At 41.9% G+C, this 23,191-nt stretch carries 21 protein-coding genes; 14 read left to right on the top strand and 7 right to left on the bottom strand.

Translation table 11 applies throughout. From position 1 onward, the window contains the following. Position 1 precedes the first annotated feature (1 nt). From AC1DYB_RS05670 to AC1DYB_RS05655, 4 genes are all read left to right on the top strand, one after another. Complete coding sequence (locus tag AC1DYB_RS05670) at positions 2-1,417, top strand: C45 family autoproteolytic acyltransferase/hydolase (RefSeq protein ID WP_477433183.1); 1,416 nt, start codon at positions 2-4, stop codon at positions 1,415-1,417. A gap of 150 nt (positions 1,418-1,567) precedes the next feature. Next, positions 1,568-2,200 (top strand): energy transducer TonB, encoded by a 633-nt coding sequence (locus tag AC1DYB_RS05665; protein WP_477433181.1) that lies wholly within the window; start codon positions 1,568-1,570, stop codon positions 2,198-2,200. Positions 2,201-2,215: 15 nt separating this feature from the next. Beyond that, positions 2,216-3,061 carry a hypothetical protein gene (locus AC1DYB_RS05660; protein ID WP_477433179.1) on the top strand — a complete coding sequence of 282 codons (846 nt, stop codon included), beginning with the start codon at positions 2,216-2,218 and terminating at the stop codon, positions 3,059-3,061. Positions 3,062-3,147: 86 nt separating this feature from the next. After that, the gene (locus tag AC1DYB_RS05655) at positions 3,148-5,607 is read left to right on the top strand and encodes a M1 family aminopeptidase (RefSeq protein WP_477433177.1); all 2,460 of its coding nucleotides are present in this window, start codon (positions 3,148-3,150) and stop codon (positions 5,605-5,607) included. A 50-nt stretch (positions 5,608-5,657) separates the two neighbouring features. On the opposite strand, the gene AC1DYB_RS05650 is transcribed toward AC1DYB_RS05655, so the two are convergent. Beyond that, complete coding sequence (locus AC1DYB_RS05650; RefSeq protein ID WP_477433175.1) at positions 5,658-6,917, bottom strand: NAD(P)-binding domain-containing protein; 1,260 nt, start codon at positions 6,915-6,917, stop codon at positions 5,658-5,660. A 126-nt stretch (positions 6,918-7,043) separates the two neighbouring features. On the opposite strand from AC1DYB_RS05650, the gene AC1DYB_RS05645 reads away from it, so the two are divergent. Together AC1DYB_RS05645 and AC1DYB_RS05640 are read left to right on the top strand one after the other, a co-directional pair. After that, positions 7,044-7,793, top strand: coding sequence for a hypothetical protein (locus AC1DYB_RS05645; RefSeq protein WP_477433173.1), 750 nt, complete (start codon positions 7,044-7,046; stop codon positions 7,791-7,793). A 313-nt stretch (positions 7,794-8,106) separates the two neighbouring features. Continuing rightward, positions 8,107-8,730 (top strand): NUDIX hydrolase, encoded by a 624-nt coding sequence (locus tag AC1DYB_RS05640; RefSeq protein ID WP_477433171.1) that lies wholly within the window; start codon positions 8,107-8,109, stop codon positions 8,728-8,730. A gap of 186 nt (positions 8,731-8,916) precedes the next feature. On the opposite strand, the gene AC1DYB_RS05635 is transcribed toward AC1DYB_RS05640, so the two are convergent. From AC1DYB_RS05635 to AC1DYB_RS05620, 4 genes are all read right to left on the bottom strand, one after another. After that, positions 8,917-9,618 carry a carboxypeptidase-like regulatory domain-containing protein gene (locus AC1DYB_RS05635; RefSeq protein ID WP_295717685.1) on the bottom strand — a complete coding sequence of 234 codons (702 nt, stop codon included), beginning with the start codon at positions 9,616-9,618 and terminating at the stop codon, positions 8,917-8,919. A 287-nt stretch (positions 9,619-9,905) separates the two neighbouring features. Beyond that, positions 9,906-10,898 carry a LiaI-LiaF-like domain-containing protein gene (locus AC1DYB_RS05630; protein WP_295717691.1) on the bottom strand — a complete coding sequence of 331 codons (993 nt, stop codon included), beginning with the start codon at positions 10,896-10,898 and terminating at the stop codon, positions 9,906-9,908. 4 nt (positions 10,899-10,902) lie between these two features. Beyond that, on the bottom strand, positions 10,903-11,499 hold the full coding sequence (locus AC1DYB_RS05625) for a PspC domain-containing protein (RefSeq protein WP_477433169.1): 597 nt from the start codon (positions 11,497-11,499) through the stop codon (positions 10,903-10,905). 192 nt (positions 11,500-11,691) lie between these two features. Further along, positions 11,692-12,399: an SDR family oxidoreductase gene (locus tag AC1DYB_RS05620; RefSeq protein ID WP_477391539.1), complete on the bottom strand. Its 708-nt coding sequence runs from the start codon at positions 12,397-12,399 to the stop codon at positions 11,692-11,694. Between the two features lie 206 nt (positions 12,400-12,605). On the opposite strand from AC1DYB_RS05620, the gene AC1DYB_RS05615 reads away from it, so the two are divergent. The 6 genes from AC1DYB_RS05615 to AC1DYB_RS05590 all read left to right on the top strand — a co-directional run bounded on the left by AC1DYB_RS05615 (position 12,606) and on the right by AC1DYB_RS05590 (position 17,924). Beyond that, positions 12,606-13,337, top strand: a complete 732-nt coding sequence (locus tag AC1DYB_RS05615) for an MlaE family ABC transporter permease (protein ID WP_295717696.1) — start codon at positions 12,606-12,608, stop codon at positions 13,335-13,337. Further along, positions 13,334-14,086: an ABC transporter ATP-binding protein gene (locus tag AC1DYB_RS05610; protein ID WP_295717698.1), complete on the top strand. Its 753-nt coding sequence runs from the start codon at positions 13,334-13,336 to the stop codon at positions 14,084-14,086. Before AC1DYB_RS05615 ends, AC1DYB_RS05610 begins: the two co-directional genes overlap by 4 nt. A gap of 212 nt (positions 14,087-14,298) precedes the next feature. Then, complete coding sequence (locus tag AC1DYB_RS05605) at positions 14,299-14,586, top strand: four helix bundle protein (RefSeq protein ID WP_477433167.1); 288 nt, start codon at positions 14,299-14,301, stop codon at positions 14,584-14,586. Between the two features lie 174 nt (positions 14,587-14,760). Continuing rightward, a complete protein-coding gene (locus AC1DYB_RS05600; RefSeq protein WP_295717701.1) occupies positions 14,761-15,651 on the top strand; it encodes a class I SAM-dependent methyltransferase in 891 nt (296 codons plus the stop codon). 121 nt (positions 15,652-15,772) lie between these two features. Beyond that, on the top strand, positions 15,773-16,840 hold the full coding sequence (locus AC1DYB_RS05595) for a hypothetical protein (RefSeq protein WP_295717703.1): 1,068 nt from the start codon (positions 15,773-15,775) through the stop codon (positions 16,838-16,840). A 115-nt stretch (positions 16,841-16,955) separates the two neighbouring features. Beyond that, the gene (locus tag AC1DYB_RS05590; RefSeq protein ID WP_477433165.1) at positions 16,956-17,924 is read left to right on the top strand and encodes a Gfo/Idh/MocA family protein; all 969 of its coding nucleotides are present in this window, start codon (positions 16,956-16,958) and stop codon (positions 17,922-17,924) included. 2 nt (positions 17,925-17,926) lie between these two features. Here the strand turns inward: AC1DYB_RS05590 and AC1DYB_RS05585 are convergent, their stop codons facing one another. Both AC1DYB_RS05585 and AC1DYB_RS05580 read right to left on the bottom strand, forming a co-directional pair. Further along, positions 17,927-18,775, bottom strand: coding sequence for a metallophosphoesterase family protein (locus AC1DYB_RS05585; protein ID WP_477433163.1), 849 nt, complete (start codon positions 18,773-18,775; stop codon positions 17,927-17,929). A gap of 96 nt (positions 18,776-18,871) precedes the next feature. Next, positions 18,872-20,113, bottom strand: coding sequence for an alkaline phosphatase family protein (locus AC1DYB_RS05580; RefSeq protein WP_477433161.1), 1,242 nt, complete (start codon positions 20,111-20,113; stop codon positions 18,872-18,874). A 119-nt stretch (positions 20,114-20,232) separates the two neighbouring features. On the opposite strand from AC1DYB_RS05580, the gene AC1DYB_RS05575 reads away from it, so the two are divergent. Further along, positions 20,233-21,906, top strand: coding sequence for an ArnT family glycosyltransferase (locus tag AC1DYB_RS05575; RefSeq protein WP_477433159.1), 1,674 nt, complete (start codon positions 20,233-20,235; stop codon positions 21,904-21,906). A 56-nt stretch (positions 21,907-21,962) separates the two neighbouring features. Then, on the top strand, positions 21,963-23,183 hold the full coding sequence (locus tag AC1DYB_RS05570) for a serpin family protein (protein ID WP_477433157.1): 1,221 nt from the start codon (positions 21,963-21,965) through the stop codon (positions 23,181-23,183). Positions 23,184-23,191 lie beyond the last annotated feature (8 nt).

Below are 23,191 nucleotides of genomic sequence, written 5' to 3'. Positions count from 1 at the left end.
GATGAAACACATTACCCAAACCCTTTCCATCATCCTGATCACAACGCTGTTATTCGCCTGCAAGCAAAAATCAACAGAAAAAACTGCCGTGGACCGCATCGGCAAGGCTACCCGTGAGGATAAAAACGGTTGGATCTACGTGCACCTTGCGGGCTCCCCTGCCGATATTGGTTACCAGCACGGCTACCTGCTATCAAAGGAGATTGATACCTTAATAAAGGTAATGCAGTACTACCTGCCCTATAGCAGTAAAAAGGATTGGGCATTTTACCGCAAAGCAGCGGCCGGCTTTTTATGGAAAAAGATAGATAAGGAATACCAGGACGAGATTCGCGGCATTACGGAGGGCTTGCAAGCCAAAGGTTTAAAATACGATACGCTGGATATCACAGCCCTTAATGCCAACATTGAGCTGGCGCAATATTATGTACCCACCCTCATGAACAAAGCCAAACCGGGTAGCGGCAACAACAAAGCGCCAGGCAATTGCAGCGCATTTATAGCAACCGGTCGTTATACTAAAGATGGTAAAATTGTGATTGGCCATAATAACTGGACCGATTACATTGTGGGCGAGCGTTGGAATATTATAGCAGATATTGTACCCCAAAAAGGAAACCATATATTAATGGACACCGCACCAGGATTTATTCACAGTGGCGATGACTTTGTGGTAACAAGCACCGGCATCCTGATCACAGAAACCACCATTACCGGCTTTAACGGTTTTGACACCACCCGCACACCCGAGTTTGTGCGTGCCCGTAAAGCTGCACAATACAGTAATAGTATTGATGATGTTATAAAGATCATGAGTACAGATAATAACGGCGGTTATGCTAACGACTGGCTAATAGGCGATACCAAAACCAACGAGGTAGCTAAACTGGAGCTGGGCCTTAAAACTCAAAAAATATGGAGGTCGAAAGACACGGCGATGATTGGCTCCAACTTCCCGGCCGATCCTAACCTGATAAAACAGGAAACTACATTTGATGTAAATGATAAAACAAACTCCCCCAACGCCCGTAAGCTAAGGATGGAGAAATTGGTTTGTGTTAATTACAAAGGCAAGCTGGACGTAGAGAACGGAAAGATAATAGAAGGTGATACCTATGATGCACTAAACGGCAAAAACGCGTTTAACCGTTGTGTAATTGACGGCCATATAGACGAAGATCCAAAAGGTTGCCCGGAGTGGAGCGAAGGCCCCTATTTCCCGATGGGCGCGGTACAGGGTAAAGTTACCAATGCCGATCTTGCCAGCAAGATGCAGCTATGGGCACACATGGGCCACCCCGGCGGATCTGACTTCCTGGCTGCCCCCTTCTTTAAAAAACATCCTGAATATAATTACCAGGCCAAATATCTAAGGGATATGAAAGCATATCCGTGGACATTATTTGCTGCTAAATAATCGAAAATTTGAGAATTTGTTAAATGCTCCAAACCTTACGAAACTTTAAAAGCTTCGTAAGGTTTCCTAATAAAATATCTTCCGCTCAAATATTTCGATTTCAGCCATGCACTCACGGCCTGTTGTAAAGCAAATATTTATCTTTACCTCATGAAACCTTATTACCTGCTCCTTATCCCTTTTTTTATAGTACAAACTTCTTTTGCCCAATCAACTCAAAAAACTGATACAACTCAACTTCCCAATAATCGAGGATTCAAGGCTGTTGAAGTCCTTCCCGAGTTTCCCGGAGGAATACAGGCTTTTGGTAAATATATTAGTAAGAACGTTAAATATCCGGAAGTTGCCCGCTTAATAGGTATTAACGGAAAAGTGAGACTTTCCTTTGTAGTTGAGCGCGACGGAAGGGTTACCAATGTTACGCCAATGAATTGTATAGGTGCCGGCTGTGAAGCAGAGGCTGTAACTGTTTTACAAAACAGCCCTCAATGGTCGCCCGGAGTACAGGATGGCAAACCGGTGCGCGTACAATACACCGTGCCAATTGATTTCTCGATACCAAAAGGAAGCGTAAACATGAAGCAGCTAAAAAAATCTGACTACGGTTTTGTTTTCGACATTAAAGGCACACGTTATACTATTGACGAGGCCGAAAAAATCCTCGGAAAAGAATTCCCATCAGATCAGATCGAAATAGCCGATCCGTTTTACAACAGTGATAACATCGAGAAATTTAAAATGCCTTCCAAAAAGGAAATTTATTTATTAAAGATGAAATCATAATAACGCAAACTTACCATGCAAACCAATCAAGATATGCCAAATGATCCTCTTTACGACGACGAGGAAGATAACCTGCGGATGGAAAATGAATTGCTGCGTTTAAAGTTAAAGGCAGAATTAGGCGCAGATTCACAAAGTTCTGGAAATTTAGACCCATTAATTGAGAATGAATTTTTAAAACACGTGATGGCTTTTGAACAAAATTACGCCGGCGCGAAACGCATTAAGGTATTTGACCTGTTAGGCAAACCCGATTTTAAAAGGGCCGATGAACTGAGTGATGACCTGGTAGATTTGGCATTTGAGGAAGTAACCGATTTGTTAGCTCAAAAAAATATTGAGGTAGATTTTATCGCAGCATATGACAACCGCACTAAATATTCCTTTATTACCGAAGAACTGTTTGACCAGGAAACCGATGACTTTAATATTCCGGGGATGGTTACACACTTCACTTACGAAGAGTTTCACCCCAATCATAAATTAGATATCGGGAACAGGGCAGAAGAATTTTTATCAGGATGGTTAGCACAAAAACTTAATGAGCGTAGCTGGTGCATTGCTGATCCTTTTATATTAAAGGGTGATAGATCCGTAAGCAAGGTTGAATTGGTAGAAAAGCTGAATCAAATTTTTAATTCCTACAACGCTTTTACTGATCCTGAATACAAGATTGCAGATATTGGTTTCGAGTTTAAGACCGAAACCGGTATGGGCTATGCCGAAGGGTATATTAAGTACAATGCCATTTTAGAAAGTAATGAAACGATAGTTATCCATGGCCCTTTTAAGCTATACCTTTCATTTGAACACGAATGGTGGAGCATTTTTCATATAGTATTCCCTGGATTTGAAAATTAAGTTCTGTCCTAAAAATTAATTCAAAATAGTACTATGTTATAAATAGTACTATGCATATATTTGTTCATCATTAAAAATGAATGGATATGAAAAAGCTTTGCCTAACCCTTTTAATTTGTAGCACTTTATTCATAAGCGGCCCCTTGGTGGCACAAGAAAAGCCAGCAGACGGGCTATCAAAAATATACCGGGGAACACCTGCCAGGATCAATGATTTAGTACACACCAAACTTAATGTAAGCTTCGACTACAAAAAACGCCACCTATACGGCAAGGAATGGGTTACTTTAAAACCGCATTTTTACCCGACCGACACTTTAAGACTGGATGCCAAAGGCATGGACCTGAAAAACATCTCGATTATAAAATATGGTAAAAATGTCCCGCTTAAATTCACTTATGATAGCCTTACCGTGGCAATTACATTAGATAGGGTTTATCATAACAACGAAAGCTATACCATATACCTCGATTACACTGCAAAGCCCAATGAGTTAAAAACGTCAAGGAAGCAGGGAAAAGGATTATACTTTATTAATCCTGACGGAACAGAAAAGGATAAACCCACACAAATATGGACTGAAGGAGAACCCGAAAGTTCATCGGCCTGGTTCCCTACTATTGATAAGCCAAATCAAAAAACCACCAGCGAGATCATCATGACCGTTCCGGCCAAATATGTTACCTTATCAAACGGCCGGCTTGCCTCGCAAAAAACAAATACCGACCATACCCGCACCGATACCTGGAAAATGGACCTTCCGAATGCCCCCTATCTATTTATGATGGCCGTTGGCGATTTTTCAATATATAAGGACAGCTGGCATGGCAAAGAGGTAAACTATTACGTTGAACCCAAATACGCCCCTTATGCCAAGGATATTTTCGGCTTTACGCCCGATGCAATTGGATTCTTTTCTAAAATCACCGGTGTAGATTACCCATGGAACAAATACGCGCAAATTACCGTGCGCGACTATGTGAGCGGCGCGATGGAAAACACCACGGCCATGGTTACCGGCGAGGGGGCACAGGCCACCAAACGTGAACTGATTGATAGGGTACATAATGATTTTGGCGGTGTGCATGAACTATTTCACCAATGGTTTGGTGATTACGTTACTACCGAAAGCTGGAGCAACCTTACCCTTAATGAATCATTTGCCGATCTTGGCGAAATACTTTGGGCCGAGCACCGGTATGGGCAAGATGCCGCGGACGAACACATTCATGAAGGCCTACAGGGCTACCTTAACAGTCCTCAAAATGCCACAAAAAACCTGGTACGTTTTTATTATAACGATAAACAGGATGTTTTTGATGGGGTTACTTATCAAAAAGGTGGCCGCATATTAAATATGCTCCGGCACTATTTAGGTAACGATGCTTTTTATAAAGGGTTGAACATTTACCTTACAACAAACGCCTTTAAAAACGCTGAAGCCCAGCAACTCCGGTTGGCAATGGAAAAAGCCAGCGGACTGGATCTGAACTGGTTTTTTAATCAGTGGTATTATGGTGCCGGTCACCCCGAATTGAGTATCAGTTATAAATGGGATGAAACCCGCAAAACACAAACCGTTTACCTGCAGCAAACCCAGCCCGGGCAAACTTTTATTTTACCAATGGCTATTGATATTTATGCAGATGGCAAAAAGGAACGCCACAAGATTTGGATGCGCCAAAAGCTTGATACTTTAGTTTTCCCGGTAACTTCCAAACCACAGCTGGTAAATGTTGATGGCGATAAACTGTTGCTTGCCAAAAAAACAGATAATAAAACCCTTGAAGAATATGCTTTTCAATATGCCAGCGCACCGCTATATCTGGATCGCTACGAGGCTATTGACGCGGCAATAGCCGGGCAAAAAACCATTACCGGCCAAAAGGTCCTGATAGGAGCTTTGAAGGATAAATATTACGGTTTACGGCTTAAAGCCATGCAGGCATTAAATATGGATAATGACACTATCCGTAAAGCGGCCTACCCATCGATAGTTGAAATAGCCCAAAAGGATAGCATTAGCTTAACCCGTGCCCAGGCAATAGTATTTTTGGGCAAATTTAAAAAACCCGCCGACCTCGAACTATTAAAACAGGCGCTAAAAAGCGAATCATACGCGGTACAGGGTGCGGCGTTATGGGCAATAAACCAGGTAAACCCCGCAGAAGCAATGACACTTGCACCTTTGTACGAAAAAGATAACAAAGGAGACTTGACCGGGGCAATATTTACGGTATATACCGCAAATGCCGGCGATGAAAAATGGGCTTACATATACCATTTTTATATGAGCCGTTTTGAGGAGCAAAGGTATAAGCTCAGCGAAAAGTTTGGAAACTACTTAGGCCGCTTAAAAAATCAAGAACACGTGCTGCAGGGGATTGAGGAGATCAAAAAACTGGGAGTTGAATTTAAAAAATATGTGGGGCCAAAAGTAATTGGAATATTAACACAGGTTAAAACGAACCGCGCCGGATTAAATGACGCGGCATCTGTAAAAGTTGTTGATGATGCTATAGCGGAGATTAATAAAGCGAAGTAAAAGGAGTTATTGATATGATTAAATCAAAACTCCCAGTTCCGAAATAAAAATTACTCCATCATCAACCGCCTGATCAGCTCCGCGCTTTGTGCTTTACCCTCTTCCAACCTGTGGCTGAAAAAGGACTGTACTTCGTTAAAGTGTTTCTTATAACCTTCCATGTCGCCATAGCCAATAATAGCCGACCACTCCCTTACTGCCGAATGAAACTCCAAATCATCACCGCGGATGGTTTTATCATACAGTGCAGTTTCGATGGATTCCTCTAATAAGTCCTCGTTCTTGAACAAGTATTCGGCAATGCCCAACCGGAGGCGAAAAGGCGGAGTTTGGCAAATGAGGTTGTCATAGGGATTTACCCCTAAGTGATACCAGGCATCAACCATACTTAATATACTCAGGTGCGAGTTGGGCTTTTGCAGTTCGGGCTTTTGTGATAGCGAGAACTCTTTCATCACCACATCATTTAGCATAATGGGTTTTCGGCTTTCGTGGAAAACAAAATCGCGGGCACGGTACAGCCGCTCTCTAAAAGTTTGGGCCTCCTCCTTGATCATCAGCTTAAACAATTCCGATTCGGATTCCGAATAGCGTTTTACCTGCTGCCGGGCATAGGGGTTTAATATAGCAAGCCCCGCGTACACGTGCGCTTTATAACTAAAGATGCGCAGGGTGGTCAATATTTTTACATTATCAATACCCCCAATATAAGATGCATTTTCCCAGGGGAAAAAGCCGGCGGCCTTCCACGCGGTTCCCATACTCTCAAAACCTACATGGGTTACTGCCTGGGTATCGGCCACAATTTTATCGTGTTCGTGGTAATCAGCAATTTCCACTATATCGCTGCCAATGGCGGTAAACAAATCAACCATCCGCTGGTAGGCATCTGGTTTACACCGATGCGGTATCAGGATAAGCGTTTGCCCTTTAGGTTCAAAACCCGGCCCGTGCATGGCATGAAAGGTAATGATCTGCACATCTGCAGGCAGATATTTTTCAAATATGGCTATTTCGGGGTGCTTTACGGATGTTTGCCCGGCCACAATAACCCCGTATTTGGTTAAAGGACCACACTCCGCCACTACCTGCTCCAGCCTGTCGGCTTCAACAGAATAAATAACGAGGTCGTTGGTGCGCGATACATCGCCGGCCCTATCTATAATAGTAATGCCAAAGGGTGTAAGTTCCTCTTCCAGCTTATTACGATTTTCGGGCAAATCGCACCCACAAACAGTGTAACCGGCTTTTGCAAAAGCCTTTGCGTATAAACGCCCCATATCGCCCAAACCAATGATGCCTATATTCATGCCGCTAATATAACTATGAGTAGCAAAATTCCGTATGAAAGCTTACATTAGCGATCAGAAAGCTCAGGATAATATAATTAAAACCTTTAAAATCCTGTTTTGTTAATAATCTGATACCTATTTTACATGATGAACAAGCATTTTATATTTCGTATCTCTGTTTTAATAGTAATTATTTTAGGCATCAGCCATATGGGTTTTGCCCAGGATACTATTAAAAAAACTGCCGCTAAGCTGCCGGCTGCAAAACCGGCTGTTATAAAACCGGCAGTAAAATATAATGCCGCCGCTCCTGCGGGTGCAAAGCCCGTTACTGCATATCAACCAAACTATGCTAAGCCCCGCGAAACCGCTGCCGATTCGGCACTGGCAAAGGATAAAAGCCTGAATGGCCAATATCAATACCTGCTTAGTAAACTATTCCGTTACCAACAGCCTTTGGTTTCTGCATTATGGAAAAACATGCATGATACCTTAACAATAGAACGCCGCAAGCTTAAAGAGGCCCAAACCAAACTGGCCGCGCAAACGCAGGATATAGCCACGCTTAAAACCGATGTAGCAACCAAAGATCAAACCCTTTCTGAATCAAATGCCAAACGCGATGAAATAAATCTTTTAGGTGTAAGCTTTACCAAAGCCACTTATAACTTAGTTATGTGGGGCTTGGTTATTGTTTTTGGTTTGGCTGCCGCCATTGTAATAGCCCGTTCTGGTGCTCATAGCCGCGAAGCCAAATACCGCATTAAGTTGTATAACGAGCTTGATGAAGAATACAAAACCTACAAAGCAAAAGCCAACGAAAAGGAAAAGAAACTTGCCCGTGAGCTGCAAACCGAGCGCAACAAGCTTGATGAATTGTTAGGGAGAGGTTAGGTTTGATTTAAGATTTCGGATATATTTTCTCATTTGTCATCCTAAGCGCATCCAAGGATCTATTTCGCGCAATTCATGTCGGCGATTGGATGGTTCATTCCGTCACCTATGACGTTTTTTTGCAAAAAACATTTTGTCATCCTGAACGCAGTGAAGGATCTATTATTCGCCATGCTTTTCCGCCCTGTAAATCTGCGAATAGATCCTTCACTGCGTTCAGGATGACAAACCCTTTAAAATTTTATTTCGCCTTCAGAATTTCGCGAAATTTTATCAACTACCCCTGACATGTTACTTCAATAACTTTCTCTGCATGAATAACACCGAACTTTTAACACTTATAACCCAACTACGCTCTGTGGCCGATGTTGGCTTACTTTACGCCAAAAACGAATATGATATTGAACGTTATAGCGAGTTACAACATATTAGCATTAAAATGCTGAATAATGTTACCGGTTGGGGCGCTGAAGATATTAAACTAAACTTTCCGATGCCGTCCGATTATCCTACCGTTAAAGTGGATGTACGCGGGATACTGCTCAATGCGGAGAACAAAATATTGCTGGCAAAGGAAAGCGCGGATGGCAAATGGTCGTTACCGGGTGGATGGGCAGATATTGGCTATAGTGCAAAGGAAGTGATCATCAAAGAATTTGAGGAAGAAACCGGGCTTACTATAGTTCCCGAACGATTGCTTGCTGTATTCGATAAAAAGATGCACCCTCATCCCCCACAGCCATTTTATGTTTATAAGATGGTATTTTACTGCAAAGCACTTTCAAGCACCCTTAATAAAGGCTTTGATGTACTTGATGTGGCATATTTCGATATCAATAACCTCCCGGACCTGTCTGAAGACAGGATTCTGAAAAGCCAGATTGAATTACTATACCAAAAGATAGTAACAGGAGATTTGACTGCGGAAGTGGATTAATGTAACTTATATCATTGAAGGTACACAGAGATTGTAAAAAACTTTTTGTCATCCTGAACGCAGTGAAGGATCTATTATTCGCTATGCATGTTCGCCCTGTATAGTCTACGAATAGACACTTCACTGCGTTCAGCATGACAAACCCTTTAAAACATTTTTACCTTTTAGGACCTCGCAACTACATATTTACTGCAAACTCACAGGTGCCGCCCCTAACTTTGGCAAAGCCTTTTTATTAGCGGGCAAGGCCTGGTACTTTTTGTAAGCATCATTAATATATGCTGTCATTGATGGTGCATTATTATTTTTAAGGAAAGCATAGCTTGGCCTGTATATCGACATGAAGTTCTCCAGCTCCGCGCCGCGTAGCGGCACTACACTTTTTACATAGTCAACATTAAAGGCTTCATCTACCTGCCTCTCTTCTTCTTCATGCTGAAAATATCTTTTTAACCGCCGTGCATCCTTACCCTCTTTACTAAACCAGGTGGATGGCGACATTACCGAAACCCTGCTCTTGGTATAAACTTCCGGATATTCTTTATGTGGATCAAAAGCCTCGCGGGTGGCTGTTACGTTAACCTGCCTCAATGATATGGTTTGCGATACCATTTCCACTCGTTTGGGCCGCAAATCTGTAACATATAATGTATCGGATACAAAACCTGGTGAATTGAATATTAGTGTATGACCCGTTAGGGTACGAATGCTGAAATTACCGTTATTATCTGTTATAGTGATCTGTTTGTTATTAACGTCCTTCACAAAAACATTAGCCAGTTTCTCGCTCTTACTTTTTTCGTACACCGTTCCTTTGAGTACATCCTGCGCATGCACAGTTGCGGTAATAAAAAGAAAGGCTACACATATAATACTCGTTACTTTCATAGAAGTGGATTTAAGCTGTAAATTAAACCTATTTTTTGTGTGAATGGTTTTCAATTTAACATATTTACCTTTTTGTAGTGTATAAATTACAAAAGGGTGAGGTTATGCTTACACCAGGGAGTGGTTTTAAACATGAAAAACGAGAAGTTTTTGTGGGGGAAAGGCACTGGTTGATTTAACGTGTAAGTAACATTATGAAGCCTCAACATAAAAAAACCGCCCCATTGTTCATGAAGCGGTGAAATTGGCAATATATAAGTTTTGTCCCGGTAATGGTTGGGGAGTGGTTAATACCTGTTTACTTTAAAATCAGATATGCCACCACTCATATGGATATATATTTTGTTTTTTGCTGCATCAAAGCCTGCAGTTTCATAAGTGTTATTATTCTTTTTATCAAACCCTTCAAACTCGTTAGATGACAAGCCGGTGTTGGCATTTATGCTGCAAGCCGCGTTCTTAGGCACACTTATGGTAACTTCGGATACCCCGGTTGCAACTTCAACATTGGTGGTTTCTAACGGGGCACCCAGTTTTACACCAAATGATGCTGCACCGCCTTTTAAAGTTACACTTTTAATTTTAAATTTTGATAAATCAAAGTCCAGTTTTGTTGCACCAGTTTCCACATAAATATCCCAGATAGGATTTGGATTAAGCCTGATGTTAGCGAGGTTTGATTTATTGTCGTTAGAGTCAAAATGCCACCCTTTGTTATTTTTCATCTTCAGGTTTAATACATAAACCGAATCATCCTTGCTGGTATTAAACTCATACTTACCATAAAACTCCTTTGTTTCGGCCTTAAACAGTTGGCTCGTGGTATCGTTAAGTGTATAAGTGGTACCGCCACCACTGATGTTAAGGCGGGCCAGTTTGGCATCTGGGGTATATTCTTTATTAAATATACTGCTGCCTTCAATTTTCACAACGCCGTGGTCGGTACTGGTGCTGTCGCTATCATTGTCGCCATCACCATTATCATCGTTGTTGTTTCCATCGAAATGAACAAAATCACCCGGCCAAAAATTATACCGATCGCCAAAGCGGCCAAAAAGCAATAGTGCAAAACCGGCAATTACCACGCTAAGTTTTAAAATTGTTGCCAGTGGCGATTTATTACCTGCAAACACCAGGTTTACCCCGCCTATAATTAAAAATATAGGCCACAGGTGTAATATATTTATCCAATGGAAATCAATAATATCAAAATTGTGGAGCAGAAATATGGCTCCTATACATACCAGGATAGTACCCGGGATTAGTTTATCACTCTTCATGATCTTATATAGTTGGAGGGGTGTCTGTAAAATTGTCGTCTTTTTTCTCTTCAGTGTTCAGAGATTCGTCAGTTGCTTTAACTTCCGGCCCCTTATTGGCATTTTGAAAATCTGTTTCCCATGGTTGCTTTTTTTGACCAGATACGATGACTGCCAAACCAACCACTATTAAAATAGCCGGCCATAATTTAGCAACGTGCCAAAAGTAAAAAACATGCAGCTCATGAAGCAGGAATGATGCGCCAAAGAATATCAGTATACATCCAAAAATAACGCCTGCGGTTGATGATGATTTCCGTGGAGGCACAGCTTCAAATGGGTTATATTGTTGCTCTGGCGGTACCCTGTAATCGACATTGGGATTATATTGCTGTTCTGGTGGCACCCTGTAATCAACATTGGGGTTATAAAAATTGATCCCTTTTTTTGGTAGCACTATCCATAGCACAACGTAGGCCATCAGCCCGGTGCCCATAAATATAAATGTGAGTAAAAACAAGGCCCTGATAATAGCAACATCCATATCAAAGTATTCGGCCAGCCCGGCGCAAACACCGCCTATTTTCTTCCGGTATTCATCCCGGTAAAGTTTCTTTTCCATAATTTTATTTTAAATCGTTCAAGTTTGGGTTTGTTTGATGATATAAAAGTACAGCGGACAGCTAAAAACACCTATACAATATAGGTTAGCAGGGGCAACAAGTCGGTGAATTGCCGGGTTTTGGCGGTGAAACTCCCCGGTGAAAAAGCGCCATCTATGAGCTATTACCAAATGCCGGGTATTTACAGTTTTTTATATCTGTCCCGGCGCCGGTTTAATGATTATCTCATCAACATTAGCCCCGGCACTCATCCTGTATATATTGATGATTGCCGATGCGATGTCTTCTGGTAAAACCATTGTGTTTTTATCAACAACTGCATCCTTCCATGAATCCGTTAACGTCGATCCCGGAATTATCGCGGTCACCTTTACACCATGCTCCTGCATTTCAAGCCTCATTACCTTGGTTAGACCTAACAGCGCATATTTTGTTACGCTATACGTACCTGCCTGAGCGATAGGATTTAACGACGCTACCGAGCATATATTAAAAAAGTGTCCCTTGCGTGCGGCTATCATGGTTTTCCCAAAAAAACGATATAGCTCATAGGTAGGCATAAGGTTGGTATTCAACTCCTTTTGAAAAGTGTCATCAGCATCATCAAGTATGCTTGATGGAATGAACATGCCCAAATTATTCACAACTACATCAATAAAACCAAGGTCATGCTGCGCGGCGGCGGCAAAATCAAGCAGCTGACTTTTGTTGCTGCCATCGGCTACCTTAGCTAAAACCTTAATATTGGGATTAACCCCCAGCAGCTCGTCCTTAAATTCCAATAATTCTTTTTCATTTCTGGAACAAATGGCTACGTTTAATCCTTCATTAGCAAAAGCTATGGCAATGGCACGGCCCATGCCTTTTGTGGAACCGGTAATAAGGGCGTTTTTCATCATAATAATGTTCTTTAATTGTTCTTTAATTTAAATACCCGGACTAATAAGGGTGATTTTTTATTTTATACCTGTTGAAGCTTTACTATGCTAAATTACGTAAGCTAAAATAATGGCTGGTAAAAAGCCCCTATTTTAGGCAATTAAACAATAGCGAATGGTAAGCTAAATTTAAAAATGTAATTTTATCCAATTTTTAATACATAACAATGATTCAAAGTTTAGGCAGATATATCCTCTTACTACGATTAAGTTTCCGTAAGCCCGAAAAATTCACCGTATACTGGGCCGAGGTAATGCGCGAAATGGTTTCAGCCGGTATTGGCTCATTAGGCATTATCATGATTATTTCTCTTTTTATTGGTGCAGCAGTAACCATCCAAACCGCTTTCCAGTTGGTAAGTCCACTAATTGCAAAATCGGTAGTAGGTGGTATTACCCGGGATAGTATGGTTCTTGAATTTAGCCCCACCATTTCATCTTTGGTACTTGCAGGCCGGGTTGGCTCAAGTATGGCATCCCAAATAGGCACCATGCGGGTAACCGAGCAAATTGATGCTTTGGAGATCATGGGGGTAAATGCGCCGGGCTATTTGATATCACCTAAAGTAATTGCCGGTGTAAGCATGTTCCCGCTGCTGGTAATTGTTTCTGTGTTATTAGGATTTATGGGTGGATACATTGCCTGTTTTTCTTCAAGTGAAGTGACCACTGATGATTTCATGATCGGCCTGTCTGATGGTTTTAACTCAGTTATTATTACGGTATGTATGGTTAAAGCGGTTGTGTTTGGTTTCATCATCACTACCATTTGCAGCTACCAGGGCTTTTATACCAAGGGCGGCGCCCTTGAAGTAGGCCAGGCGGCAACCCGCGGTGTGGTTTATAGCTGTGTAATGATTTTATTGTTCGATTTAATAATTTCCCGCCTATTTTTATGATAGAAATCAAAAACATCCATAAAACATTTGGCGAACACGAAGTTCTTTCTGGTATAAGCGCAAATTTTAAACCCGGTGTCAATAACCTCATCATCGGTGGGTCCGGATCAGGTAAAACAACCTTATTAAAATGCATTGTAGGTTTGCATGAACCTACCGAAGGAGATGTGCTTTTTAATGGTGAAAATTTTACCGATATGGGCTTTGAGGAGCGGGTTCCTATCCGCACCCATATTGGGATGCTATTCCAAAACTCGGCCCTGTTTGATAGTATGACAGTGGAGGAAAACATCATGTTCCCGCTAAACTTGTTCACCAACCAAAGCAAAGCCGAAAAACGGGAAAGGGCCAATTTTTGCCTCGAGAGGGTTAACCTGGCCGGGAAAAATAAATTGTATCCATCTGAGCTTTCTGGTGGTATGAAAAAACGTGTGGGTATTGCAAGAGCCATATCTATGCAACCAAAGTATTTGTTTGTTGATGAGCCAAACTCTGGCCTCGACCCAATGACATCTATCCTGATTGATGACCTGATAAGTGAACTTACCGAAGAATACCAGATCACAACGGTTGTGGTTACACATGATATGAATTCGGTAATGGGGATAGGCGATCATATTTTGTTCCTGCACCAGGGCAAAAAATGGTGGGAAGGCAGCAACAAAGAAATTGCCCACACCGATAATAAGGAACTTAACGACTTTGTATTTGCCAGCAAGTTCATGAGAGCGGCTAAAGCTAAACTATAATAGTATCAAGTAGTTAGTATCAAGATTTTTGATCGGCGCGACAATGAGATATAAGACCACGACACTCCTAAAAAAACTAATTTTGCGCCACACAAGTGCAGCTGTCTTGATACTTGATACTAACTACTTGATACTAATATAATAAACATGCACAATTTCAAGGAGTTAAAGTATGGAAAGCTGGCATTGAGGTATCTAAAACTACTTTTCAATTGTGCAGAACATTTCCGTCCGAAGAAAAGTATGGATTAATTTCTCAAATGGTTCGTGCAGCCATTTCAATCCCATCCAATATTGCAGAAGGTTGTGGAAGAAAGTCGAACAAAGAATTACATCAATTTTTAAACATTGCTTTGGGATCCTCCTTTGAGTTGGAAACCCAATTTATTATCGCCAAAGAGTTTAATTATATAACCACGGAAACATTAGATAGAGTTTGCATACAGATCAACGACATTCAAAAGATGATCTACGGCTTGCAAAAAAGCCTCGCTAATTAGTATCAAGTCGCAAGAGTTTTTTGGGGATAGTATAAGGTCGCAATTTCAAGGTTTTGATCGAATTGATTATAAGGCAATTGGATTAGCAAATCTTTTATCCAAAAAAGATACTAAATTTGCGCCACACAAGTGCAGCTGTCTTGATACTTGATACTAACTACTTGATACTAAAAAATGATTCAACTATTAACCCCGACGCACTGGAAAGATTACGAGCTGATTGATTGCGGCGATTTTGAAAAGCTTGAGCGTTTTGGCAATACCGTACTGATACGCCCCGAGCCGCAGGCAGTTTGGAGCAAAAGCCTCCCCCCGTCTGAATGGCAGCGCCTGCACCATATTAAATTTAAAGGCCGCTCTGCCACTGCAGGCGACTGGATAAAAAAAGATCCTAAAACTCCCGACCGCTGGCACATCGAATATAAAAACAATGATGCGGCCATTAAATTCCGTTTGGGCTTAACCTCCTTTAAACATCTTGGGATATTCCCGGAGCAGGCGGTAAACTGGGATTACATTACCCAGAATATAAAACGTTTTAAAACACCACAGCCAAAGGTGCTTAACCTTTTTGCTTACACTGGCGGGGCATCATTAATTGCGCAAGCTGCCGGTGCCGATACCACACACGTGGATTCAATTAAACAGGTGGTTACCTGGGCAAACGAAAACCAGGAGATCTCGGGCTTAAGCAATATCCGCTGGGTGGTTGAGGATGCACTTAAGTTTGTAAAGCGCGAATTGAAACGTGGCAAAAAGTACAATGGCATTATCCTTGACCCACCAGCTTACGGCAATGGGCCAAATGGCGAAAAATGGAAGCTGGAAGATAATATCAACGAGATGATGGCCGATGTGATTCAACTGCTGGATCCTGAGGAACATTTCCTGATCCTGAACACCTATTCGCTTGGCTTTTCATCGGTGATCATAGAAAATCTGATTAAAAGCGCACACCCAAAAGTAGAAAACCTGGAGATTGGTGAACTTTATTTACAAGCCACAGCGGGTTCAAAATTACCACTGGGCGTTTTTGGAAAGTTTTATAAAGTTAAAAGTAATTAATTTTCAATATCTATATTTGCGGCAAACTAAACCAGCTTTAGTTTCTTTATAAGTTGCTGAAAATTAGTTTAATTTACATTACATCTTACACACACATCTGCCATTTACCGAACGTCGACACATGAAATTAAAAAACGTCCTATTATCTGCCACCATCGTCTTATCATCCATTATAGTACTACCCGGTTGCTCGCAAAGCGACGGCGCAGGCAAAAAAGAAGATAAGAAACCAGCTACTGCTAAAGATTCGGCCAAAGCCGAAGAAGCGGATACGCTCAGCGTAAAAAAATCAGATTATCCGCCTTTAGATAAGGCAAAGTATGATACTTTGTTAAAATTTAATGCTCATGGCGATACTTCTGGCAGATGGCCGGTTAAAAATACCCCATACCCTAATGGCGGTGCAATTTTGCCCTTCAAACGTGTAGTTGCTTTTTATGGCAATCTTTACTCCAAAAAAATGGGTATTTTGGGCGAGTTGCCCCCTAAAGAAATGCTTGCCAAATTAAAGGGCGAAGTTAAACATTGGGAAAAGGCCGATCCTAAAACACCTGTACAGCCAGCCCTGCATTACATCGCTGTTGTAGCACAAGGCGACGGTGGTAAAGACGGTAAATACCGTTATCGCATGCCATTTAAGCAGATAGACAGTGTATTGGTTTTAGCAAAAAAAGCACATGCAATTGTATTTTTAGATGTGCAGGTGGCTTTAAGTAACATACAGGCTGAGCTACCATTATTTGAAAAATATTTATCAATGCCACAGGTTCATTTTGGTATGGATCCTGAGTTTTCGATGAAAGACGGAAGCAAACCAGGCCGAAAGATAGGTACCTATGATGCTGCAGATATTAACTATGTATCAGACTACCTGGCTAAAATTGTAAAGAAAAACGGCATACCTCCAAAAATCCTTATCGTACACCGTTTCACTAAAAAAATGGTAACCAATTACAAAAACATCAAGCTGCATAAAGAAGTACAGTTGGTTATGGATATGGATGGCTGGGGCGAACCTGATCTTAAAACAGGAACTTACCGCTACTTTATTAACCAGGAGCCAGTTCAGTTTACAGGATTTAAATTGTTCTACAAAAACGATATCAAAAAAGCTCCTCACCACATGCTAACACCAGAGGAGGTTTTATCAAGATACAAACCGTACCCTATTTACATTCAGTACCAATAAGCAGGTCACTACAAGTAGCCTGGGTTAAAAGCCTTAAGTCATGAATATTTATATATTTTTGATTTAAGGCTTTTTTATTAAATCAATATTTTCAACATTCAACAAACTAATTCAAATGATGATTAAATGGGGCATTATCGGTTGCGGGCGCATTGCCCATAGGTTTATGCAAGGCTTAAATGATGTGGCTGATACCCAACTGGTATCGTCATGGTCGCGCAGATCGTCAACCGTTAACGCTTTTGTTGCACATCATGGAGGCTTAGCCTGTTCAAGTATTGATGAATTATTGGCAAGCGATATTGACGCGGTATATATAGCCACCTTACCTGATAGCCATGCCGCCTATAGCATAGCCGCCCTTAAAGCGGGCAAACATGTGCTGTGCGAAAAACCAGCCACCGTAAATTTATCTGAGTTGGATGAGGTTTTAGAAGTAGTAAAATCAACCGGGCTTTTATTTATGGAAGGAATGAAACCTCCCTTCTATCCGCTATACACCCGTTTAAAAGAATACCTGGCTACAGATCCTATTGGCCCTGCTGGTTATGTACGTGCCGGATCGGCCGTGGCAGATTGCCCGCCCGATCATCCAAATTACAACCTCGACCTGGGTGGCGGCAGTTTAATGGGCATTGGTATTTATGAAGCATTTTTGGCGATAGACTGGCTTGGCGAATTGCAGGATATACAAACCATGGGGCGCTTTGGCGAAACAGGTATTGATATGTTTGCCATATTCCAAACCATGCACAAAGGCGGTTACTCGCAATTATATGCTGGCTTTGATCTGCATGGCAAAGGCGACGCGCTTATAGCCGGTCCGTTTGGTCATGTGACCATCCATAAAAACTGGTGGAATCCTGCCCGGGCCACTATTGATTACCTGGATGGCCGCAGCGTAGAGATCAATGAGCCATTTACGGCTGGTGGCTTAAACTATGAAATTATCCATTTTTGCGATCTGATCAGATCAGGTGCAACAGAAAGCCCCATTATTCCTCACCAAATGTCGCGGCAGATGATTGATATGATCGACCGGGCGCGGGCGCAGATTGGGTTGAAATATCCGTTGGAGAAATAAAACTAAAACTTATTGGAGTTGAGTACCGGATTCTGGCTGGCATTTACCTGGTAAGTGTAAATGGTATTTTGCTCATCTATCTCCACTATTCTATATCCCTTGTAATCGGTACCCCAGTTGCCTCCAATATGTGAATCAAAAAAGTGCGGAAACTTGTTGCCGGTATAACGCACCCCATCCAGCAAATGATCGTGCCCATGAAAGGCGGCCTTTACATTTGGGTAGCTATGCAGCAGTTCGATGGTTTCGGGGCAATCTGTAAAAACATCATTTTTAGTCCAATTTATTGGCGGAATATGCAGTATTACCAATACAATTTTCTTGTCGGCAAATTTATCCAGCGATGCTTTGATAAAGGTATTATCAGGACAAACATACGTCCCTTTGGTATCGGCAGTATTGGCCAACACAAACGCGATATCACCAAACTCAATAGTATATTTATCCTCGTACCCAAAATTCTTCTTCCAAACAGAGGCATCTGCAAAATCATGATTGCCGGGAATGGTATGATAAGGCACACTCAGCTTATCAAGGTAAGTACTTTTGATTTCGGGTAGCAGGTCGGGATGGTTATGCACCAGGTCGCCATTTACAATCACCATATCCAGGTGATTTTTAGCATGATCATCATTTAGCCATTTCACCATGTTGGCGGTGTTGGTAGCAAAATCGGTACCCGGCTGCCCGTAGTGAATATCAGATGCCAGCGCAAAACGAAACTTAAGTTTTGTTTTACGCTCCCGCTGATAACTGTTACCAACATTTGCAAAAGAATTAACAGCAGGCAACAAAGTTAAAGCCGCTATGCCCGTTAAGCTTGTCCCAATAAAATCCCTGCGGTTGCTCATTGTTTGTATAAATTAACAGTTAATACTTTAAAATTTTATAAAGTTTTTCATGCCCTATCCTTGCTCCTTTGTCCAAAAATCCTTCGTCTAAAAGTCCTACTTCACTATCACCCACCTGTTCACTGTATTCAATTCCCCTTCAATGCAAACCTTATAAAACCCCGAAGGCATATTTTTAACATCAACTAAGGCATGCTCTGCAGCAACAGGAACTTCAGTTAATAATTTATATTCATCGGCTTTACCTTCCTTAAAATTATTGGCGGCAGCTACCCATATCTTCACTTTACCTTTAGCATCCATAGCTTTCCAGCTTACATCAAGCGCGCCTTGTATTAAACTAACTTCGGGCCGGGCAACAGATAGAGCGCCAATTAATGAGATGCCGTCCAACTCGCGTAATTGCGTTTCCGGCACTTTTACATTTAAAAAGCTGTTGATGGATGGCGTAATATCTACTATGCCCGGCGTATAGTATTTGGCGTAATTATTAAGCGGTTTATAATTGGTAACCATCCAGGTGTTGCGCTGACGGTCGCTTTGGCCGCCGTGGTTTTTGCCTGTTTGCTCATCCCGGCCATGATCGGTAGTGATAAATATCAGCCAATCTTCCTTAAAGTTTTTTTGGCGGTATTGAATAGCCTGCCAGATACGACCAACCTGCGCATCCATTTTCTCAATGGCATCATAATATTGCGGACTATCGCCATACTTGTGCCCCATATCGTCGGTATACTCCAGGTACACCCATGAAAGATCGGGTGCTTTATCTTTAATGCACGACGCGGCAGAGGCGGCCACCTGCTCATCAATCAGGTGCATATAATTTCCAGCTTTGTCATGCTGAAACTTTATTGTATCCAACTCAAAACCATCATAAGCATAATCCGGGTGGATGTTGCCTGCCTCGGGCAGATTGTCGCCAATGAGCTTGGTGCGGTTATCCGTCCAGCTGGAAAATACAGCAGTTTTTTTACCCGGGTATGCATTCTTAAACATCCTGAAGATATTCCAGTAATTATAATTTGGCGCTTTAATATCGTTACCCCAAACGTTATGCTTATTTACCCAGGTTGCTGTAAGCAGGCTATTATACCCATTTGCTGATATGGTAGGTGTTTGCGAATAACCACCCTTTTCGCCACCAACATGTGCCCGCAGGTAAGTACCCTGGCCAGCTATTAATTTCAAATTTGGGGTATTTAACTTTTCAATCACATCGGCCGGGATACCATCAGCAATAATAAATACCGCTTTCTTAATACGGGGTTGGGCGTTTGCTCCCATAGTCGCCGCACAAAGCAGGCTTACAAATAATAATTTAAAAGGGTTTTGCATTTTAGTTGAATGATGTGCGAAGCTAAGATGAATAAAAAATTGCTGGGTTAATAAATTGTTATGGTTTTGTATAATGGAATATTCTCTCGCCTCTTTTCTATATTTACACACGTAACCATATGAATCAAAACAACACAGCAAATCAAACCAAATGGCTGTACCTGTTTATTGGGATAGCAGTTGTTATAAATTTTAGCGGCTTGTTTACTACCATTATGGGGCCGGATGCAAATTTGTATGCCACTATTGCCAAAAACATGGTGTTGCGTAACAATTACAGCAGCCTGTTTGCCTGGGGCACCGACTGGCTGGATAAGCCGCATTTTCCGTTTTGGGTTACCGCTTTGTTTTTTAAATGTTTTGGGTTTAAAACATGGGCCTATAAGCTACCCGGTATTTTGTTTATGATGATGGGCGTAGCTTATACCTATCTGTTTGCCAAAGATCTCTATAATAAACAAATTGCACTTTGGGCGGTGCTGATATTGCTTACCGCCCAGCACATCATCCTATCCAATACCGATGTTAGGGCCGAGCCTTATTTAACCGGGCTCATTATTGCAGCGGTTTATCATTTTTATAAAGCCCAACCCGGCAACAGCTTCCGGCATTTAGCACTGGCCAGCCTGTTTACCGCATGCGCACTCATGACCAAAGGCATGTTCGCGCTTATAACCATTGGGGGCGCTATTGTAGGTCACCTGCTTATCACCCGGCAATGGAAACAATTATTTCACTGGCGATGGCTGCTGGCCGCAGTATTGATCCTGGTATTCATACTGCCCGAGATCTGGAGCCTGTACCAACAGTTTGACCTCCATCCCGAAAAAGTAGTGTTTGGACATACAGGCGTATCAGGCATCAGATTCTTTTTTTGGGATAGCCAGTTCGGTCGTTTTTTTAATACCGGCCCCATCAAAGGGAGTGGCGACCCTGGTTTCTTTATCCATACTTTGCTATGGGCATTTTTGCCATGGTCGCTTTTATTGTTTGCAGCCATATTCCAGTTTATCAAAAAAGGAGTTAAAAATGTACAGGCGCAGGAGTGGTATTGCATCTGCGGATCGTTGATCACCTTTCTGTTGTTTTCAGCCTCCAAATTCCAGCTGCCGCATTACCTCAATATCGTATTTCCATTTTTTGCCATTATAACGGCACAATACCTGTATAATTTAACTTCGCTAAAAAGCATACAAGCTGTGCGTTTAACACAAACCGTGGCAATAGTGTTCCTGCTAATGGTTTTGGGTTTGCTCGAATACTTTTTCAGGCCCGAGACCTTTGGCTGGCTATCAGGACTCATCATTGCCATATTTATACTGTTGCTGATATTTTTACCACAGCAAATATCAACAGGAATACAGCAAACCATTTACCGCACCCTTTTAGTATCCTTTATAGTTAACTTGTTTTTGAACCTGTGCTTTTATCCCTCGCTACTGCGTTACCAAAGCGGCAGTGAGGCCGCCATGTGGATAAACCATAACAACCCCGTTAAATTCCCCGTTTATATAGATGCCGGTCAGTTTCATGATGATATGAACTTTTACCTGGATGCCCCATTTACAGAAATTAACACCAACAGTACAGATACCCTGCCGGGCCCGGTGCTGCTTTATACCAGTGCCGATGCGATGAGCAAATACATGAGTAAAGGGTGGAATGTAAAAGTTGTTAAAGTTTTAAAAGCCTTCCCGGTTACCCGCCTCTCACTTCCTTTTTTAAACAAATCCGCCCGCGATAAGGAATTGTATCCCATGGAGGTAGCCATCGTTAGTTCGCAAAAAAAATAAAAAAACTGTTGCATTCCGGTTGGGCGATTCGTAATATCATTATAAACCAGCCACATATGATCCGCAAAACCTTTACAGCAATTGCCTTATCGCTCATAGTAATTACTGCCTGCAAAAAAACAGACACCGCCCCGGATACTGGCAAAGAGCTTTCGCTTACCACCAACGAGCAACTAAAAATTACGGCGGATAATGCTTTTACCCTGAAACTATTTAAAGCTACCCTTAGTGGTAATCCCGATGCTGATAACCTTTTCCTGTCGCCATTGAGCGTGAGCATAGCCGTAGGGATGACCAGCAACGGAGCCTCCGGACAAACCCTGCAAGCTATCAGGAACACTATGGATTTTAATGATTTTACCGAAGACCAGGTTAATAGTTACTATCACAAAATGATGGCTGAGTTGCCCCAGCTCGACCCTAAAACCACTTTGAAATTTGCCAATTCCATTTGGTACGCCAACATATTTACACCCATACCTGCATTTTTACAGGGGAATGCTTCAAATTACAATGCAAAAATTGAAGCTCTTGATTTTAATAATCCAGCTACCAAGGATGTTATCAATAGCTGGGTTAACAATGCAACCGATGGCAAAATCACCAGCATCATCAACAATATACCCTCAAACGCCCGGATGTATCTTATTAACGCCATTTACTTTAAAAGTAGCTGGGCCAGTAAATTTGATGTAACCCAAACCCAAAAGGGAAACTTCTATTTAGCATCGGGCAATACGGTTCAGGCAGATTTGATGAATGGTGATGGCAACTTTAATTCGGTTATAACACCCGACGCCAAAATTCTGGAGCTACCTTACTCCAATAAGAAATTCAGCATGGTCATATTATCTCCAACCCAAAAATCAGTAAAGGAATACGCGGCAGGGCTTGATTCGGCTAAATGGCAAACCCTTATGGCCGGTTTAACGGCAACACATGCCCAGATCACTATGCCAAAATTCAAATTCAGCTATGACATAATTTTAACTAATATTTTAAGCAACCTGGGCATGGCCAATGCGTTTTCAGGAAATGCCGATTTTACCCGCATAGTAGCGGCTGGCGGCCTCGCTATTACCGAGGTAAAACACAAAGCCTATGTTGAGGTAAACGAAGATGGTACAACGGCTGCCGCAGTAACATCCGTAGGCGTTGGAAGTACAGCCCCCGCTCCCAATTATATCAGGTTTGATCATCCGTTCATCTTTGCTATTCGCGAAATGAAAAGCGGGTTGGTATTGTTTGCAGGCGTAGTGAATGACCCTACTAAATAAGCTGAGCT

This window comes from Mucilaginibacter sp. P2_A4, assembly GCF_056405015.1.
The sequence above is the reverse complement of the archived record's forward strand: the minus strand, read 5'-3'. Positions and strand labels throughout refer to the sequence as shown.

Bases quoted from the DNA above. Each gene is read 5' to 3' on its own strand.
- AC1DYB_RS05670 (WP_477433183.1), top strand. From the start codon at position 2: ATGAAACACATTACCCAAACCCTTTCCATCATCCTGATCACAACGCTG.
- AC1DYB_RS05665 (WP_477433181.1), top strand. From the start codon at position 1,568: ATGAAACCTTATTACCTGCTCCTTATCCCTTTTTTTATAGTACAAACT.
- AC1DYB_RS05660 (WP_477433179.1), top strand. From the start codon at position 2,216: ATGCAAACCAATCAAGATATGCCAAATGATCCTCTTTACGACGACGAG.
- AC1DYB_RS05655 (WP_477433177.1), top strand. From the start codon at position 3,148: ATGAAAAAGCTTTGCCTAACCCTTTTAATTTGTAGCACTTTATTCATA.
- AC1DYB_RS05650 (WP_477433175.1), bottom strand. From the start codon at position 6,917: ATGAATATAGGCATCATTGGTTTGGGCGATATGGGGCGTTTATACGCA.
- AC1DYB_RS05645 (WP_477433173.1), top strand. From the start codon at position 7,044: ATGATGAACAAGCATTTTATATTTCGTATCTCTGTTTTAATAGTAATT.
- AC1DYB_RS05640 (WP_477433171.1), top strand. From the start codon at position 8,107: ATGAATAACACCGAACTTTTAACACTTATAACCCAACTACGCTCTGTG.
- AC1DYB_RS05635 (WP_295717685.1), bottom strand. From the start codon at position 9,618: ATGAAAGTAACGAGTATTATATGTGTAGCCTTTCTTTTTATTACCGCA.
- AC1DYB_RS05630 (WP_295717691.1), bottom strand. From the start codon at position 10,898: ATGAAGAGTGATAAACTAATCCCGGGTACTATCCTGGTATGTATAGGA.
- AC1DYB_RS05625 (WP_477433169.1), bottom strand. From the start codon at position 11,499: ATGGAAAAGAAACTTTACCGGGATGAATACCGGAAGAAAATAGGCGGT.
- AC1DYB_RS05620 (WP_477391539.1), bottom strand. From the start codon at position 12,399: ATGATGAAAAACGCCCTTATTACCGGTTCCACAAAAGGCATGGGCCGT.
- AC1DYB_RS05615 (WP_295717696.1), top strand. From the start codon at position 12,606: ATGATTCAAAGTTTAGGCAGATATATCCTCTTACTACGATTAAGTTTC.
- AC1DYB_RS05610 (WP_295717698.1), top strand. From the start codon at position 13,334: ATGATAGAAATCAAAAACATCCATAAAACATTTGGCGAACACGAAGTT.
- AC1DYB_RS05600 (WP_295717701.1), top strand. From the start codon at position 14,761: ATGATTCAACTATTAACCCCGACGCACTGGAAAGATTACGAGCTGATT.
- AC1DYB_RS05595 (WP_295717703.1), top strand. From the start codon at position 15,773: ATGAAATTAAAAAACGTCCTATTATCTGCCACCATCGTCTTATCATCC.
- AC1DYB_RS05590 (WP_477433165.1), top strand. From the start codon at position 16,956: ATGATGATTAAATGGGGCATTATCGGTTGCGGGCGCATTGCCCATAGG.
- AC1DYB_RS05585 (WP_477433163.1), bottom strand. From the start codon at position 18,775: ATGAGCAACCGCAGGGATTTTATTGGGACAAGCTTAACGGGCATAGCG.
- AC1DYB_RS05580 (WP_477433161.1), bottom strand. From the start codon at position 20,113: ATGCAAAACCCTTTTAAATTATTATTTGTAAGCCTGCTTTGTGCGGCG.
- AC1DYB_RS05575 (WP_477433159.1), top strand. From the start codon at position 20,233: ATGAATCAAAACAACACAGCAAATCAAACCAAATGGCTGTACCTGTTT.
- AC1DYB_RS05570 (WP_477433157.1), top strand. From the start codon at position 21,963: ATGATCCGCAAAACCTTTACAGCAATTGCCTTATCGCTCATAGTAATT.